The organism is Serpentinicella sp. ANB-PHB4, from assembly GCF_031432315.1.
In the GTDB taxonomy this organism is placed as follows: domain Bacteria; phylum Bacillota; class Clostridia; order Peptostreptococcales; family Natronincolaceae; genus Serpentinicella.
Window position 1 is genome coordinate 14267 of sequence record NZ_JAVKGO010000010.1, and the last position, 18239, is coordinate 32505.

At 33.8% G+C, this 18239-nt stretch carries 15 protein-coding genes and 1 other annotated feature; of the genes, 13 read left to right on the forward strand and 2 right to left on the reverse strand.

Translation table 11 applies throughout. From position 1 onward, the window contains the following. Positions 1-4: 4 nt before the first annotated feature. The 8 genes from cimA (at position 5) to hcp (ending at position 10038) form a co-directional block, all read left to right on the forward strand. Positions 5-1594, forward strand: coding sequence for a citramalate synthase (gene cimA, locus RH915_RS08700; RefSeq protein ID WP_310479367.1), 1590 nt, complete (start codon positions 5-7; stop codon positions 1592-1594). A 27-nt stretch (positions 1595-1621) separates the two neighbouring features. Continuing rightward, the gene (leuC, locus tag RH915_RS08705; RefSeq protein WP_310479368.1) at positions 1622-2887 is read left to right on the forward strand and encodes a 3-isopropylmalate dehydratase large subunit; all 1266 of its coding nucleotides are present in this window, start codon (positions 1622-1624) and stop codon (positions 2885-2887) included. A gap of 15 nt (positions 2888-2902) precedes the next feature. Continuing rightward, positions 2903-3397, forward strand: coding sequence for a 3-isopropylmalate dehydratase small subunit (gene leuD, locus RH915_RS08710; RefSeq protein ID WP_310479370.1), 495 nt, complete (start codon positions 2903-2905; stop codon positions 3395-3397). Positions 3398-3419: 22 nt separating this feature from the next. Then, a complete protein-coding gene (gene leuB / locus RH915_RS08715) occupies positions 3420-4493 on the forward strand; it encodes a 3-isopropylmalate dehydrogenase (RefSeq protein WP_310479372.1) in 1074 nt (357 codons plus the stop codon). A gap of 97 nt (positions 4494-4590) precedes the next feature. Continuing rightward, positions 4591-6252, forward strand: coding sequence for a dihydroxy-acid dehydratase (gene ilvD, locus RH915_RS08720; RefSeq protein WP_310479373.1), 1662 nt, complete (start codon positions 4591-4593; stop codon positions 6250-6252). Positions 6253-6272: 20 nt separating this feature from the next. Next, positions 6273-7940, forward strand: coding sequence for a biosynthetic-type acetolactate synthase large subunit (gene ilvB, locus RH915_RS08725; protein WP_310479374.1), 1668 nt, complete (start codon positions 6273-6275; stop codon positions 7938-7940). Positions 7941-8036: 96 nt separating this feature from the next. Further along, positions 8037-8246 carry a hypothetical protein gene (locus RH915_RS08730; RefSeq protein ID WP_310479375.1) on the forward strand — a complete coding sequence of 70 codons (210 nt, stop codon included), beginning with the start codon at positions 8037-8039 and terminating at the stop codon, positions 8244-8246. Positions 8247-8397: 151 nt separating this feature from the next. Next, complete coding sequence (gene hcp / locus RH915_RS08735) at positions 8398-10038, forward strand: hydroxylamine reductase (protein ID WP_310479377.1); 1641 nt, start codon at positions 8398-8400, stop codon at positions 10036-10038. 158 nt (positions 10039-10196) lie between these two features. On the opposite strand, the gene RH915_RS08740 is transcribed toward hcp, so the two are convergent. Beyond that, positions 10197-10616 (reverse strand): RrF2 family transcriptional regulator, encoded by a 420-nt coding sequence (locus tag RH915_RS08740; RefSeq protein ID WP_310479378.1) that lies wholly within the window; start codon positions 10614-10616, stop codon positions 10197-10199. Positions 10617-10807: 191 nt separating this feature from the next. Here RH915_RS08740 and ytxC point away from each other — a divergent pair, with 191 nt between their 5' ends. The 4 genes from ytxC (at position 10808) to RH915_RS08760 (ending at position 15725) form a co-directional block, all read left to right on the forward strand. Then, positions 10808-11707 carry a putative sporulation protein YtxC gene (gene ytxC, locus RH915_RS08745; RefSeq protein ID WP_310479379.1) on the forward strand — a complete coding sequence of 300 codons (900 nt, stop codon included), beginning with the start codon at positions 10808-10810 and terminating at the stop codon, positions 11705-11707. 51 nt (positions 11708-11758) lie between these two features. Continuing rightward, positions 11759-12361, forward strand: coding sequence for a DUF445 domain-containing protein (locus tag RH915_RS08750; protein ID WP_310479380.1), 603 nt, complete (start codon positions 11759-11761; stop codon positions 12359-12361). A gap of 75 nt (positions 12362-12436) precedes the next feature. Further along, positions 12437-12669: a binding site (T-box leader), on the forward strand. A 77-nt stretch (positions 12670-12746) separates the two neighbouring features. Beyond that, positions 12747-14654, forward strand: a complete 1908-nt coding sequence (thrS, locus tag RH915_RS08755) for a threonine--tRNA ligase (RefSeq protein ID WP_310479381.1) — start codon at positions 12747-12749, stop codon at positions 14652-14654. A gap of 408 nt (positions 14655-15062) precedes the next feature. Then, positions 15063-15725 carry a CPBP family intramembrane glutamic endopeptidase gene (locus tag RH915_RS08760; protein WP_310479382.1) on the forward strand — a complete coding sequence of 221 codons (663 nt, stop codon included), beginning with the start codon at positions 15063-15065 and terminating at the stop codon, positions 15723-15725. A gap of 66 nt (positions 15726-15791) precedes the next feature. On the opposite strand, the gene ftsH is transcribed toward RH915_RS08760, so the two are convergent. Continuing rightward, entirely contained in the window at positions 15792-17360 is a 1569-nt protein-coding gene (ftsH, locus tag RH915_RS08765) for an ATP-dependent zinc metalloprotease FtsH (RefSeq protein WP_310479383.1), read from the reverse strand. A 375-nt stretch (positions 17361-17735) separates the two neighbouring features. Between ftsH and infC the strand changes: the two genes are divergently transcribed. Further along, positions 17736-18236, forward strand: a complete 501-nt coding sequence (gene infC, locus RH915_RS08770; RefSeq protein WP_310479384.1) for a translation initiation factor IF-3 — start codon at positions 17736-17738, stop codon at positions 18234-18236. The last annotated feature ends 3 nt before the right edge of the window (positions 18237-18239 follow it).

The window sequence follows — 18239 nt, forward strand, 5'->3', positions numbered from 1 at the left end:
ACATATGCCTAAAAAGATTGAAATATTTGATTCAACTTTAAGAGATGGTGCACAGGCTGAAGGAATTTCATTTTCAGTCGATGATAAATTAAAGATCGTTAAAGCTTTAGATGCTTTAGGGGTTTCATATATAGAAGCGGGAAATCCCGGTTCAAACCCGAAAGATCTAGAATTTTTTCAAAAAATAAGAGGCCAAAAGCTCAGCAATGCAAAATTAACAGCTTTTGGGAGCACGAGGCGTGCAGGTATTTCTGTACAAGAAGATCCTAATGTTCAATCTTTACTTAAGGCGGATACTCCTGCAGTTGCAATATTCGGTAAAAGTTGGGACTTTCATGTAACGGATATACTTAAAACAACATTAGAAGAAAACCTCAACATGCTAAAAGACACTATTTCGTTCTTTAAACAACAGGGAAAAGAAGTTATTTTCGATGCAGAGCACTTCTATGATGGATATAAAGCAAATCCTGAATATGCTATGGCTACGTTAAGGGCTGCTGAAGAAGGCGGTGCTGACTGGTTAGTATTATGTGAGACAAATGGTGGTGCGTTTCCTGATGATATTTATGAAGTAACAAAAAAGGTTGTCGAAACCTTCAACGTTAGCGTTGGTGTTCACTGCCATAATGATAGTGGTATGGCAGTTGCTAACTCGATAATGGGTGTGGAAGCAGGCGCTGTTCAAGTTCAAGGAACCTACTTAGGTTTTGGAGAAAGATGTGGTAATGCAAATCTAAGCACGATTATTGCGAATCTACAAGTAAAGAGAAATTATAATTGTATATTAGATGATCAAGTACAGAATCTTACACCAATAGCAAGATATATGGCTGAAATTACTAATATTTCTGTAAATGAAAGAGAGCCATACATAGGCAATTCTGCCTTTGCTCATAAAGGTGGTATGCATATAGATGGGGTTAGTAAATCAAGCAGTTCCTTTGAGCATATAAATCCTAAAAAAGTCGGAAATAAACGAAGATTTTTAATGTCAGAAGTTTCAGGTAAAAGTACGATTCTTTCGAAAATACAAAAAATCAATCCTAATATAACGAAAGACTCTGCAGAAACTCAAGCGATTATAGATAGGTTAAAAGAGCTTGAATATGCTGGATATCAATTTGAAGGTGCAGAAAGTACTTTTGAGTTAATTATAAGAAAACAGTTAGGTAAATATAGACCATTCTTCGAACTTATTCATTATAAAATCATTGGAGAACAACCTGCAGACAGTTCAGATAGTTCTTCAGCATTAGTAAAAATAAATGTGGATGGTCAGGAAGAATTAACTGTAGCTGAAGGTGCTGGACCTGTAAATGCTTTAGACAAAGCACTAAGAAAGGCCTTAGAGGTATTTTACCCACAAATAAAAGATGTATGCTTGACGGATTACAAAGTTAGGGTTTTAGACACAAAAACTGCTACTGCATCTAAAGTTAGGGTGCTTATTGAGTCAACAGATGGCCGCAATATATGGAGTACAGTTGGGGTATCTACAGATATTATTGAGGCAAGTTGGATTGCATTAGTAGATTCCGTTGAATATAAACTGATACAGGATATAGAGGAAAAAGTAAGAGCTTACATGTAAATATAATTGAATTGGAGGTATTTTATAATGGGAATGACAATGACACAAAAAATATTAGCAGCACATGCTGGCTTAGATAGTGTAAAGGCTGGACAACTGATTCAAGCGAATCTAGATTTAGTCCTAGGAAATGATGTAACAACCCCTGTTGCAGTTAAAGAGTTTAACAAAATTGGTGTTGATAAAGTTTTTGATAAGAAAAAGGTAGCAATTGTTCCTGATCATTTTACACCGAATAAAGATATACAGTCAGCTGAACAATGTAAATTTATTCGTGAGTTTGCTCATGAAAAAGAGGTAGAAAATTATTTTGAAATTGGAGAAATGGGTATTGAGCATGCGTTAATCCCTGAAAAAGGTTTAGTTGTACCTGGAGATGTTGTCATAGGAGCAGATTCACATACATGTACATATGGAGCCTTAGGTGCTTTTTCTACAGGAATAGGAAGTACAGATATGGCAGCGGGTATGGCTATTGGGCAATGTTGGTTTAAGGTACCAAGTGCAATTAAATTTGTTTTAACAGGAAAACCTCAGAATAAATGGGTAAGTGGTAAAGACATCATTCTTCATATCATTGGAATGATCGGTGTAGACGGAGCATTATACAAGTCTATGGAATTTGTTGGAGACGGAATACAACATTTATCAATGGATGATCGTTTTTCAATGGCAAATATGGCCATAGAAGCAGGAGGGAAAAACGGAATATTCCCAGTTGATGAAAAGACCTTAGCGTATGTTAAGGAGCACGCTACAAAACCTCATACGGTTTATACTGCGGACGAAGATGCAGAGTATGATGAGGTATATGAAATAAATTTAGCTGAGATAGAGCCAACTGTATCTTTCCCACATTTACCAGATAACACAAGAAAAATCACAGAAGTAGGGGAAGTAAAAATTGATCAAGTTGTAATAGGTTCATGTACAAATGGACGAATTGAAGATATGAGAGTAGCCGCTAATATATTGGCGGGTAAAAAAGTTGCTAAAGGTGTTCGTGTAATAGTGTTCCCAGCAACGCAGAAGATATATCTTCAAGCCCTAAAAGAAGGCTTGATTGAAAAGTTTGTTCAAGCAGGAGCAACTTTTAGCACACCAACCTGTGGACCTTGTCTAGGTGGACATATGGGTATTCTAGCTAAGGGTGAGAGAGCGATAGCAACAACCAATAGAAACTTTGTTGGAAGAATGGGACACCCTGAATCAGAAGTTTACTTATCAAGTCCAGCAGTTGCAGCTGCATCAGCTTTAACAGGAAAAATTACTAATCCAGAGGATATAGCATAAAGGGGGAAATATAATATGAAAGCAAATGGAAGCGTATTTAAGTATGGAAATAATGTAGATACTGATGTTATTATTCCGGCAAGGTACTTAAACACATCAGATCCAAAAGAGCTAGCTAAACATTGTATGGAAGATATAGACGCAGATTTTGTAAATAAAGTTAATGATGGAGACATAATTGTAGCTGACAAAAACTTTGGATGTGGATCATCTAGGGAACATGCACCATTAGCGATTAAAGCATCAGGAGTATCCTGTGTTATTGCCTCAACTTTTGCAAGAATATTTTATAGAAATTCTATTAATATCGGACTGCCAATATTAGAGTGTGAAGAAGCAGTAAAGAAAATAGATAATGGGGATAAATTAGATATTGACTTTAAAGCTGGTGTTATTAAAAACTTAACTAAAAATGAAGTATATCAAGCAGAACCTTTTCCAGAATTCATACAAGGTATTATGGCAGCTGATGGATTAATACAGTATATTAAAAATAATCTTAACAAGTAAATCAAATACGGGGGAATAAAATATGAAATATAATATAGCGACGATTCCTGGGGATGGAATTGGACCGGATATAATAGAACAAACAATATTAGTACTTGAGAAAGTAGGGCAAAAGTACGGACATGAGTTTGATTTCACAGAAGTGCTTGCTGGTGGATGTGCTATTGATGCTAAAGGAGAACCTTTACCAAAAGAGACCGTAGAAGTTTGCCAGAAAAGTGATTCAGTTCTTCTAGGTGCAGTAGGTGGTCCAAAGTGGGATAATTTACCTGGAGATGCTCGACCAGAACAAGCTCTATTAGGATTGAGAAGTGTACTTGGTCTGTTTGCTAATCTAAGACCAGCTTTACTACATAATGCACTAAAAGATGCTTGTCCTTTAAAACCAGAAATTGTTGGTGATGGCATTGACATTATGGTTGTAAGGGAATTAACTGGTGGGATCTACTTTGGGGATAGAGGTAGAAGAGCTGAAGGAAAAATGGGTGAAGAAGCTTATGATACCGAGGCATATAGTGTTGGAGAAATAAAGAGAATAGCTAAAGCTGCTTTTGATATTGCAATGAAACGTAATAAAAAAGTAACAAGTATAGATAAAGCGAATATTTTAGAAAGCTCAAGACTTTGGCGCTCGGTAGTAACAGAAATGGCAAAGGATTATCCAGAAGTTTCATTAGAGCATATGTACGTTGACAATGCCGCAATGCAATTAGTTAGAGATCCAAAACAGTTTGATGTTATCGTTACAACAAATATGTTTGGAGATATTTTGTCAGATGAGGCGAGTATGATTACAGGCTCAATTGGAATGTTGCCTTCAGCAAGTCTTGGAGAAGGTGGACTAGGAATGTATGAACCAATTCATGGATCAGCTCCGGATATTGCAGGGCAAGACAAAGCAAATCCTATAGCAACTGTGGTATCAGCAGCTATGATGTTAAGATATTCATTTGGTTTAGATAAAGAAGCTGATGCAATAGAAGCAGCGGTTACTAAAGTCCTGGATCAAAAGTATCGTACTGGAGATATAATGAGTTCGGGTATGAAAATGGTTGGAACAAACGAAATGGGTAGATTAATTATAGAAAATATATAAGCGTGATCCTCGTCCTTACAATAGTAGGGACGAGGATAATATTATCTGAAACAATAAACCTTGACTGTTAATATGAATGCGGATTAGGAGTGATTACATGCGAAGTGATAGAGTAAAGACGGGCGTTGAACGAGCACCCCATAGGTCATTGTTTAAAGCAATGGGCTATACAGATGAAGAAATAAAAGCACCTTTAATAGGTGTTGTGAATGCAAAGAATGAAATTGTGCCAGGACATATTAATTTAGATAAAATTGCAGAAGCGGTTAAAGCAGGCGTCAGAATTAAAGGTGGAACACCAATTGAGTTTCCAGCAATCGGTGTATGTGACGGTATTGCCATGGGGCATGTAGGTATGCATTACTCTTTAGCTTCAAGAGAACTTATAGCTGACTCTATAGAAGCTATGGTAATGGCTCATGGTTTTGATGCACTAGTTATGATACCTAATTGCGATAAAATTGTTCCAGCAATGCTAATGGCGGCAGCAAGAGTAAATATTCCAACGGTTGTTGTAAGTGGTGGACCAATGTTAGCAGGGAAAGTTAGAGAACAAGAAGTTAGCTTATCAAATGTTTTTGAAGCGGTTGGATCAGTAAAAACAGGAAAAATGACAGAGGATGAACTTTCTGACTATGAAGATCATGCATGCCCAGGTTGTGGATCTTGTTCTGGTATGTTTACAGCAAATAGTATGAACTGTTTAACAGAAGTGTTGGGCATGGGTCTGCCTGGAAATGGAACAATTCCTGCTGTATATGCTGAAAGAATCCGTTTAGCAAAAAGAGCTGGTATGGCAGTATTAGATATTCTTGAGAAAGATATAAAACCAAAGGACATCATGACAGAAAAAGCTTTCGATAATGCACTCACAGTAGATATGGCCCTTGGATGTAGTACCAACAGTATGCTCCACTTACCAGCTATTGCTTATGAGGCAGGTATTGACTTAGATCTGGAAAAAGCGAACGAGATTAGTGCAAAAACACCTAACCTGTGCAAATTAAGTCCTGCAGGACCAGACCATATTGAAGATTTGTATGCTGCCGGAGGTGTTGCAGCAGTTATGAAAGAACTTACTAAAAAAGAACTACTACATGTTGACTTACCAACTGTGACAGGGAAAAGTATAAAAGAAAATATTCAAAGTGTTAACAATTTGAATACCAAAGTTATTAGAACCATTGAGAATCCATACAGCAATACCGGCGGGATTGCTGTATTAAAAGGTAATATTGCACCAATGGGATGTGTTGTAAAAAGATCGGCTGTAGCGAAAGAAATGCTTCAGCATAAAGGACCAGCACGAGTATTTGAGTCTGAAGAGGATGTTATAGAAGCGATATTAGGTGGAAAAATTAATAAAGGTGAAGTAGTAGTGATCCGATATGAAGGGCCTAAAGGTGGACCAGGTATGAGGGAGATGCTATCACCGACATCAGCACTAGCTGGTATGGGTTTAGATAAAGATGTGGCATTAATTACAGATGGACGGTTTAGTGGAGCTACAAGAGGAGCCTCCATTGGACATATATCACCAGAGGCTGCAGAAGGTGGACCAATTGCCCTTGTAGAAGAAGGGGATATGATTGAAATCGACATAAATAATGGTACAATTCACCTAGAAGTAAGTGAGGAAGCACTAACAAAGAGAAAAGAAAAATGGGTAGCACCTGAACCTAAAATTAAAACTGGATACTTGTCTAGATATGCTAAGTTAGTGACATCTGCAAGTACCGGAGCAGTTTTAAAAGTATAAATATATTAAGGGGGAGAACAATGCGACTAACAGGAGCAGATATTTTGATTGAATGTTTATTAGAGCAGGGCGTAGATACTGTATTCGGCTATCCTGGTGGTGCTGTTTTAAATATATATGACTCACTTTATAAATATCAAGATAAAATAAAACATATATTAACGGCTCACGAGCAAGGAGCTTCTCATGCAGCGGATGGGTATGCCCGTTCAACTGGGAAAGTAGGTGTATGTATCGCTACATCTGGACCAGGAGCTACTAATTTAGTGACAGGGATAGCTACAGCTCATATGGACTCAGTACCTATGGTTGCGATTACCGGAAATGTACCTTTGTCTCTACTAGGAAAAGACAGTTTTCAAGAGGTAGATATTACAGGGATTACTATGCCCATAACAAAGCATAATTTTATCGTGAAGGATGTAGAAGATCTAGGTGATATTGTACGAAAAGCATTCTATATTGCTCAAGAAGGAAGACCAGGACCTGTACTTATTGATATTCCAAAAGATATCACTATTCAGATGACAGAGTATAGCAATCAAAAGCCTAAAGAGGTCAAAAGAAATACTCAAAATATAGAACAAAAAGATTTAGAAAATGCAGTAAATCTTCTTAAGAATGCAAAGAGACCATCACTTTATGTAGGTGGGGGGGTAGTAACCTCTGGAGCTTCTGAAGAATTGGTTACTTTAGCTGAAAAATTACAAATACCTGTAACTTCAAGCTTAATGGGACTTGGTGGATTTCCAGGTGGACATGAGCTTTTTACTGGTATGGTAGGTATGCATGGAACAAAAGTATCTAGTCAGATTGTTACAGAATGTGATTTATTAATTGCAGTAGGAGCTCGTTTTAGTGATCGAGTAATTGGAAAAGCGGATCAATTTGCTGCAGATGCACAAGTTTTACAGATTGATATAGATGCAGCTGAAATTAATAAAAATATCTTAACGACCCATCATGTTGTCGGGGATATTAAAGAGGTACTTGTTAAGATAAATGATGGTTTATCACCACAAAAACAAACAGACTGGATAAATCGACTTAAAGAGTTGAAAAATACTTATGCATTAAAGTACTGTAATGATGGGTCGCTGAAGCCACAGTTTATAATAGAAAAGATATCGGAATTAACAAAAGGAGATGCAGTTATAGCAACAGAGGTAGGTCAAAATCAAATGTGGACTGCTCAATACTATAAGTTCCAGAACCCTAGAACATTTTTATCTTCAGGAGGCTTAGGAACAATGGGGTATGGATTAGGCGCATCTTTAGGAGCAAAAATGGGCATGCCTGAAAAGACAGTATTTAATATAGCCGGTGATGGATGTTTTGGAATGAACTGTAACGAGCTGGCAACTGCGGTGACTTACAACATTCCAGTTATAATCGTAATATTAAACAATCGTGTCTTAGGCATGGTTCGTCAGTGGCAAAATATGTTTTTTGATGAGCGATATTCAGAAACTAATTTAGAAGATCGAGGAACAGACTTTGTAAAATTAGCAGAAGCTTTTGGGGCAACTGCATATAACGTAAAAGAACCAGAAGAAGTAGAACAAGTATTGAAAAATGCTTTAAGTGTAAATGGACCTGTAGTAATAAACTGTGAAATTGATAGAGAAGAAAAAGTTTTACCAATGGTACCACCGGGTGCATCACTTAAAGAGATAATTGTAGAATAACTTAGAAATAAAATGATAGAAAATTTATACTTTCTATCATTTTATTTTTTTTTGCACATATTTATAAAAGGTATAAAAGAAAAAGGGGGATTTGAAATGTACGTAGATGATTATATTAAAAAAACAAAGGACAAGTACAGAGTAGGGGATAAACTTAATATCGAAAACTATTCTAAAAAGAAAGAAGAAGGAACTATAGTACAAATTACAAATTACTTTGCTGTAGTACAGTTTAAAAATTGGAAAGAGTGCTTTCATTGGCATGACCTACATATAAGGAATATAGAACCAAGACGACCTAATTAATAAATAATGCAGGGGTTGTGATATTTCTCACAAACCCTGTTATTTAATTGACATTTAGGTATTGCAATACTAAAATACTAATATAACCAATTATTACTTACCGATTGATGTGAAAAAATCAATCAAATTATATTAAATGGAGGGATAAATTATGAGTATGTTTTGTTATCAATGTCAAGAAGCTGCCAAAGGAACAGGGTGTACAGTAAGAGGTGTATGTGGAAAAACTTCTGATGTGGCAAATTTACAAGATTTATTAATTTATACGTTGAAAGGGATTTCAATCTATAACCTTGAAGCTAAAAAAGCTGGAGTAAACAATGAAAGAGCAGATAAGTTTGTAATGGAAAGTTTATTTGCAACAATTACAAATGCAAACTTTAGCAATCAAGATTTTACAAATAGAGTTAAAGAAGCGCTAGAAATAAGGGAAGAAATTAAAACACAACTTAAAAATGAAAATGTTAATTTAGAAGCAGACCTTCATGACAGTGCATTATGGTACGATGATACAAGAGAAGGATTTGAAGCAAAAGCTAGAGAAATTGGCATTTTATCTACTGAGAACGAAGATGTTAGATCTTTAAGAGAGTTAATGATATATGGTGTAAAAGGTATGGCTGCTTATGCAGAACATGCATTTGTATTATCACATAAAAAACAAGAAATATTTGATTTTATGCAAAAAGCTTTAGTTGCAACTACTAAAGATGATCTATCAGTAGATGAACTTGTGGCATTAACAATGGAAACAGGGAAATATGGTGTAGAAGTAATGGCTATGCTAGACGAAGCAAATACATCAACTTATGGAAACCCTGAAATAACAAAAGTAAACATCGGCGTGAGAAATAATCCGGCTATTTTAGTAAGTGGTCATGACCTAAAGGACTTTGAACAACTTTTAGAACAAACAAAAGGAACTGGTGTTGATGTATATACCCATAGTGAAATGTTACCTGCTAACTACTATCCAGCATTTAAGAAGTATGATCATTTTGTTGGAAACTACGGGAATGCATGGTGGAAACAAGATAAAGAATTTGAGTCATTCAATGGTCCAATTTTAATGACAACAAACTGTTTAGTACCTCCAAAAGCTTCATACAAAGACAGAGTATATACAACTGGTGTTGTTGGCTTTGATGGACTAAAGCATATAGAAGGAAAAGATGGTGCAAAAGATTTCACTGAGATTATTGAATTAGCGAAAAAATGTGATGCTCCACAAGAAATTGAAAAAGGTGAAATAGTAGGTGGATTTGCACACAATGCTGTCTTAGGCTTAGCAGATAAAGTGGTAGAAGCAGTAAAAACCGGTGCCATTAAGAAGTTTGTAGTAATGGCAGGTTGTGATGGTAGAATGAACAGTAGAAACTATTACACAGACTTTGCAGAGCAATTACCACAAGATTCTGTTATATTAACAGCAGGATGTGCTAAATATAGATACAACAAACTTAATTTAGGTGATATCGGAGGCATTCCTAGAGTATTGGATGCGGGACAGTGTAACGATTCTTATTCATTAGCAGTTATTGCACTTAAGTTAAAAGAAGTTTTTGGATTAGAAGATGTAAATGAACTACCAATCGCGTACAACATTGCATGGTACGAGCAAAAAGCAGTTATTGTTCTTTTAGCTTTACTTCATTTAGGCGTAAAAAATATTCACTTAGGACCAACACTACCGGCTTTCTTATCTCCAAATGTAGCTAATGTTTTAGTAGAAAACTTTGGAATCGCTGGAATTACAGATGTAGAAACAGATATTGAAAAAATGGTACTTTAAGAATAACATCAAGAAAGTTACAAAGTGATATAAAAATAATGAAAAAAGTATGGTGAATCTAATTCGCCATACTTTTTTCATTCAGTAAATTAAATTATTTTAAAATCTTTTAATATATAAAATTAAATAAGTTCTCTAGCAACATCAGGGTGTAGTTATTAATTTTCAAGTTTTGTAGATATAAAATGACTAAGGTGCTTTTTCTTTAAAAAAGCAACAATCTCATCATTTGCTTTGTCTAATACATCATCAAAAATGCAATGTCTAAATGAACATAAATTACAATTAGTAGGACACTTTTTTACATTTATGGGGCCTTCGACAGTTTCAAAAATATCATAAAAGGATATTTCATCTGGAGATAAATTAAGTTTAAATCCCCCTTTAGGTCCCCGTACAGAACGAATAAAACCTGCTCTCACTAATCTTTGTAATATTTTTGATAAATGAAATTCAGAAGCCGATGTTTCCTTTGCAATTTCCTTAACATTAATTAGATCTTGTTCTTTTTGTGCAATTAAAATCATGCTATGAATTGCTAATGTTGCCATTTCAGATAGATTGATAATTCCAGACATATGTAGATCCTCCAAATTTGTTTGTAAAAATGAGATTTGATAGTATTATTTTTCAAATATAACACAATGCCTTCTTTTATATAAAAATTTATATATTTTAATAAGTTAAATCGTAAATACCTTTATTTTGTATATAGAATATGATTAAAAATTAAACATATACTACTAATACAATAGAAAGGAGTGAAGAAATGCAGTTGTTATCTATTGTAACAGACAACGATGTAAATTTACTACAGTCAATCATCTATAACGAGATAAAAGCCTTGCGAAATGAAGGTGTTTTTATAGATAAAGAAATAAATAAAGATAAGCATTATTATATACTAAAATATATGGTTGATACAGAATCAATAAAAGATTATCCAAAAGAGGATTTTAACAATAAGTTTGCTTATTATATAGCCAATGCATTATGTAAATTTATAAGAGCTGGTGAAGAAAAAAATGTATTCGAAGATATCATTAATTACGAATATAATTATTTTACTACATCAGAAAAAAAAGATATACTAACCCGGGCTTTAGATTTGGTGAAAAACCAAAAAAAATTAAAAGAATTATTTTTGGAAATTAATAATGAATGCATAACAAAGGAACTAGTTGATTATTTAAAAACCAATAGCCAAATTAATATAAAAGGCCTAATAACCTTTAGGTTAAAATCATATTCTGACTCCCTAAAAGAAGTAGTGGATCAGGCAGTAGAAGATTTTCTAATGGACAAAGAGTACAATGAGTTTATTAAGCTATTAAAATATTTTGTGGATATACAAGAACCAAAATTAGAAGTAGTTAACATATATCTAAAATCAGAAGGAAAATATAGTTTATATGACCATACAGGAAAAGAAATAAATAACGATTATCTTAGGATTATTGCCCAAGAAATGAACGAAAAAGATGTCAATTATGATGACCTTTTAATCAGTTCTTTAATTACAATTGCACCTAATGAAATAATTATCCATAAAACTGAAAAAAATAGTGAAGAAATAACAAAGACGATAAAACGAATTTTTATGAACAAAGTCCAATTGTGCGAAGGCTGTGAATATTGTATAATTAAGTCGAATGTAAAAAAAGAGTAATTAAAAACTCCAGAAACTTCTGGAGTTTTATTAACAAAAGAAGGTGATCATTTGACGATAACATTATTAACAATGAGTGCTATTGGGGCAATTATAGGTTGGTTAACGAATCTGCTGGCTATTAAGTTATTATTTAGACCATATGCACCGATTAAAATTCCGGTATTTAATTATTATATTCAGGGGTTAATACCTAAGAGAAAAAATGAGATTGCAAAAAGTATAGGTAAAATAATTGAAGAAGAACTATTATCCGTAGATGATTTAATTGCTAATTTTCTTCAGACTGAAAAAAAAGAATATGTAATAAATATTATAAAAGTAAAGGTTAAACAAACAATACAGGATAAAATACCAAGTCTAATACCATCTGGACTGGTGTCCCTAATAGTAAATTATATTGATGAAGTAATTGAGGAAGAAGCCGAAAATGTCATATTAAATATAGTTGAAAGTATCGCCAGTGATCAACAGAATATAATCCAGATTTCAAAAATTGTAGAAGAAAAAGTGAATCAGTTTTCTATGATCCAACTAGAGGAAATTGTTGTACATATAGCGAAAAAAGAGCTTAAGCACATTGAAATGCTAGGTGGGGTATTAGGTGCAGTAATAGGTATTGTTCAAGGTTTAATTGTGACATTTATATTATAATTTCAGTAAAAAAATTTTTCGAATCATTTCATCACTTGACAAAAGTGTATATAAAAATTATAATTTAGCTAAAAATAACAAGCGTTGACTTGGGATAAGTAAGTTTAACCCAATACTCAGAGAAAGATCACCTTGGCTGGAAGTGTTCTTGTATATGGCAAACTGAAAACTACCCAATAGCTGTTTTTTAGTAGCAGATATCTCTGTGAAAGAAAACCGTTGACTACGATATCAGTCTAACATTAAGTAGGATTATAGGGAACTATAATCAAATTAGGTGGAACCGCGGGTATACTCTCGTCCTTTATTAGTATAGGATGAGAGTTTTTTGCATTTAAAATAATAAACCAAAAATATAGTCTTATGAGAAACGGAGGAAATAAAAATGATAACAATCACATTAAAAGATGGTACGCAAAAACAAGTAGAGAAAGGCACAACAGTATATCAGATTGCCAAAGATATCAGTGAAGGATTAGCAAGGGTTGCAATAGGTGGAGAAATAAATGGAAAAAAAGTTGACCTGATGCATAAGGTAAATGACGATGTAGCGCTTAACATATTAAGATTTGAAGATGAAGAAGGCAAAGAATTTTTAAGACATACAAGTTCCCATGTACTAGCGCAAGCAGTAAAAAGGCTATTTCCAGGCACAAAATTAGCTATTGGACCAGCTATAGAGAATGGATATTATTATGACTTTGACACAGATCATCGTTTTACCCAAGAGGATTTAGAAAAAATTGAAGCTGAAATGAAGAAAATTGTTAAAGAGAAACTTGAATTAGAACGATTCGAACTCTCGCGGGATGAAGCCATAGCATTAATGCAAGAGCAAGGGGAAGACTATAAGGTAGAATTAATTCAAGATTTACCTGAAGATGCAATTATATCTTTTTACAAACAGGGTGAATTCGTAGATCTTTGTGCTGGGCCACATGTACCAAGCACTGGGAAAATAAAAGCAATAAAACTTTTAAGTGTTGCCGGTGCCTACTGGCGAGGGGACGAAAAAAACAAAATGCTTCAAAGGATATACGGAACTTCATTTGAAAAGAAAAAGGATTTAGAAGAATATCTACATCGGCTAGAAGAAGCTAAGAAAAGGGATCATCGAAAACTAGGAAAAGAGCTAGACTTATTTAGTCTACAAGAAGAAGGTCCAGGGTTCCCATTCTTTCACCCAAAAGGAATGGTAATCAGAAATATGTTAGAAGATTTTTGGAGAGATGAACATGTAAAAAGAGGCTATGAAGAAATTAAAACGCCAATTATTCTTAACGAAAGTCTATGGCATCAATCAGGACATTGGGATCACTATAAAGAAAATATGTACGTAACGAAAATAGACGATCAAGATTTTGCTGTCAAACCTATGAACTGCCCAGGATCAATTTTAATGTTTAAAAGAAAAATGCACAGTTATAAAGACCTACCAATAAGGATGGGCGAACTAGGTTTAGTGCATCGACATGAATTATCCGGAGCGCTACATGGACTTATGCGAGTTAGATGCTTTACACAAGACGATGCGCACATATTTATGCTACCTGATCAAATAAAAGATGAAATTATGGGTGTTATAGATTTCGTTGATTATTTTTACAATATCTTTGGGTTTAAGTATCATATAGAATTATCTACAAGACCTGAAGACTCAATGGGTACAGATGAAGAGTGGGAATTAGCAATTAATGCCTTAGAAGATGCATTAAAAGAAAAAAATATTCCATATAAAGTTAACGAAGGCGACGGAGCTTTTTACGGGCCTAAAATCGATTTTCACCTGGAAGACTGCCTAGGGAGAACATGGCAGTGCGGGACAATACAATTAGATTTCCAAATGCCTCAAAGATTTGATATAAATTATGTTGGTGCAGATGGTGAGAAACATAAACCAATTATGATTCACCGAGTTATTTTTGGAAGCATTGAAAGATTTATTGGAATTTTAATCGAGCATTTTGCTGGTAAATTCCCAACATGGTTAGCACCTGTACAAGCGAGAATATTACCAATTACAGATAGACAATTAGAATATGCAACACAGCTAAAAAACAGGCTTATAAGTCAAGGTATTAGAATAGAAGTAGACACTCGAAGTGAAAAAATTGGCTATAAAATAAGAGAAGCACAGCTGTCAAAAGTACCTTATATGCTTATAATAGGTGACAAAGAAATGGAAACAGAAACGATAGCTGTTAGATCCAGGGACAAAGGTGAACTAGGAGCTATTGAAGTATCAACCTTTATAGAACAAGTTAAAGAAGAAGCAATCAATAAATCACTATAAATTTAAAATAATACCCTACAATAAGCTATGTTGTAGGGTATTATAATTTAAATAACAGTGGCTATTGTAGTTTTTTAGTAAAATAACTTGGAAAAGAATTTAACAATTTTTGACGTTCAATTGGATCTAATGGCAGGTAATACTTCAATTCTAGACAAGTAACAAAGTTAGGTCCTTTAGGAAATTGAAATATTTTTTGCAACCAACTTTGTTTTTTGTTTTTGGACATTATTTCAACCACCTTTCATAAGCGTGCTTTTATTTAGTATATTAACAAAAGCGAAACTTGTGCAGGTACATGTGTTAAATATTTTCACATGGTTTTTCTAAGGTTAAAAACTTTACAGCACTTCACTAAAATGGTAAAATTTCCTTTGAGAATTTTAAAAATTACTTGGGGGGAACAGAATGGAACAATCTATAGACCAATCAAATAACGGACTATCTTTTTGGGGAGCAACATTTTTATTAGTATTTTATAGAGTTCTAATTGGTTTTTTAGTAGCCATGGCTGGTGCTACAATATTAGGGATTGTCGGGGAGTATCAAACCATATCTGAAGCACAGTGGTCTAGTATGTTCAGTTTTTTTCTAGACATAGTGGCAGAGCCTTTGATTATTCTTTGTGTTTATTATAGTGCAAAAAAGAAAGGACTTGAAAAGCTAAATTATGTTGGTAACGCTAAGACTCAATCTTATTTATGGATTATTATTGTTTTTTTAGGCTATATAATGTTTTTTAAAAATACGATTGCCTTGCCTTTAGAAAGAATAGAAGTATCTCAATCCTTTATAGAAGCGATGGAAATAAGACTTACAGTACCAATACTTTTTATGTTTTCTGTAGCCGTATTAGCACCGGTTTTTGAAGAAATATTATTTAGGGGTATTATTTTAGAGAGTTTTTTAAAAAGATATAAAGAAGGATACTCAACCATAATATACAATATATACGATAGAGGGTTTAATCTAATACATTTTTTAATAGGCATACTGCTTTTAACATTATCAGTGCTATTTTATATAAAGAAGCCTTATTTAATCACTAAGAAAGTAAAAACCCTAACATAATTAAATTAAAGGCGCTATAGAATTATTCTATAGCGCCTTTAATTATAAATGGTAGACAATATGTTATTAAACTGCCTCTAATTCTTCATTATCTTTTGGTATATCTAAAAGTTTATCAAGCTCCTCGGCACTTAAAGTTTCTTTTTCTAATAATGCTTCAGCAACTTTAGTAAGGTTTGACTGATTATTTTGAAGGTACTTATAACATTCTTGATAACAATGATCAACAATCTTATTCACTTCTTTAGTAATTTTAAATCCAAGACATTTAATCATCTCTGGACTATTATACATGTAGCCAAGTTCACTCATGCCATACTCACAAACCATTTGCATAGCCATTTCTGTAACTTTTTTTAGATCGTCCTTAGCGCCAGTTGAAATATGTTTAAATATTAAATCTTCTGCGGCTTTGCCTCCGAGCATAACCATTATCTTATTACAAAGTTCATCTTTAGTCATAATATAACGATCATCCTGGGGCATATGAATTACGTAGCCTAAAGCTTGGCCTCTTGGGACGATAGATACTTTTTGAACCATGTCTGTTCCAAGTAGTTTTGCTACTAACGCATGACCTGCTTCGTGGAAGGCAACAATTTTTTTCTCTCTTAACAATATAGTAGAATTCTTAACCTGTAGACCAGCCACTACTCGTTCAATTGCTGCATCAAAATGCTCAGAAGTAATCGTTTTTTTATCCTGTCTAACAGCAATGATAGCAGCCTCATTGGCTACATTCGCTAAATGAGCACCGCTCATACCATGGGTTTTACGTGCAAGCTGAGCAATGTTAACATCTTTGGATAAAGGTTTATTGTTTGTGTGAACTTTTAAAATGTCTTCCCGTGCTCTAACATTTGGATTACCTATAAACATATGGCGATCAAAGCGACCAGGCCTAAGTAGAGCTTCATCAAGCATATCCATACGATTTGTAGCACCTACTACAACTACTGTTTGCTCTGTATTAAATCCATCTAACTCTACTAGTAGTTGGTTTAAAGTTTGGTCTTTTTCATTATTACTATCAAGACTTCGCTTTGCACCGATAGCATCCATCTCATCAATAAAAATAACACTTGGACCTTCTTTTTTCGCTTTTTCAAAAAGTGTTCTGATCCGTTTTGCACCGACTCCTACATATTTTTCAACAAACTCCGATCCACTTACTGAAAAGAAAGAAGATTTAGTTTCTCCAGCAACTGCAGATGCTAATAATGTCTTTCCAGTACCAGGAGGGCCATGAAAGAGGATTCCCTTTGGAATTTTGGCACCCATACTTCTATATTTATCTGGTTGATTAATAAAATCAATAACCTCAGACAACTCTTCTTTAACTTCCTCTAAGCCTGCAACATCTTCAAAGGTTGTTTTTGGCTTTGTAAAAAACTCATTAGAATTTTGATCTTTTTCTTTTTTTTCAAACTGCTGAATTGGTGCATGGGCATATTGAGGATTTTTATTCATACGATAGTAATATAGTACAAATAAAGAGGATAAAATAATTAGAAATATTCTGTTGCCTGTTGAAAACAAAGATGTTGTATTATCGTTATACCAGTTAGAGTAGCTAGATAGAATGGTGATACCGACGATAACACACATTAAAATAAATATAATTCTTTTTTTCATGTCTTCACCACCTCGTCAGTTTATGTTAAAATTAGTTTGTCCTAAAAAGTGATAATCATAATAAAATTAAAGCCCGTTTCGAAGGTAATATAAAGATTCACTGACATAATTTTCAATAAAATATTTTATTTTTATATTGTTGTTGACATATAATAAAATTATTGTTATTATTAACTTTGTAAATAAAAACAAAGTAGAAGATTCCGCTTCTCACCTTGCAACACTGTTAGTAAGGTCAATAAAGATGTTCTAGACTAGATAATCATCTTGTATTGAAGCGGATAGTGAACGTACTATCTGTTTTTTTATTGCCCAAAATATATATTTTATTAATAAAAAAATTGGAGGTGTTTTATTATTAAAGACACTAATGAAGTGCAAATCAACGAAGAAATTCGTGATCGAGAAGTCAGAGTAGTAGATGTAGAGGGTGAGCAATTAGGATTAATGTCATCTAGGGATGCACAACAATTAGCTAATGATAAAAATTTAGACTTAGTTAAAATAGCCCCGAAAGCAAAACCCCCTGTTTGCAAGATTATGGATTACGGTAAGTACAAATATGAGCTTGCAAAGAAAGAAAAAGAAGCTAAGAAAAAACAAAAGATGACTTCTGTAAAAGAAGTACGACTTAGTGCAAAAATAGAAAGTCATGATTTACAAGTTAAAGCAAATCAGGCGATAAAGTTTTTGCAAAATGGCGATAAAGTTAAAGTAACTTTAAGATTCAAAGGAAGAGAACTTGGAAATATCAGCATGAATAAAGGTTCTATAGAAGAATTTAAAAAACTTTTAAGTGATGATTCTATAGTTGAAAAACAGCCGAAATTAGAAGGTAGACAGATGGTTATGGTTTTGGCTCCAAAGAACGGATAATTT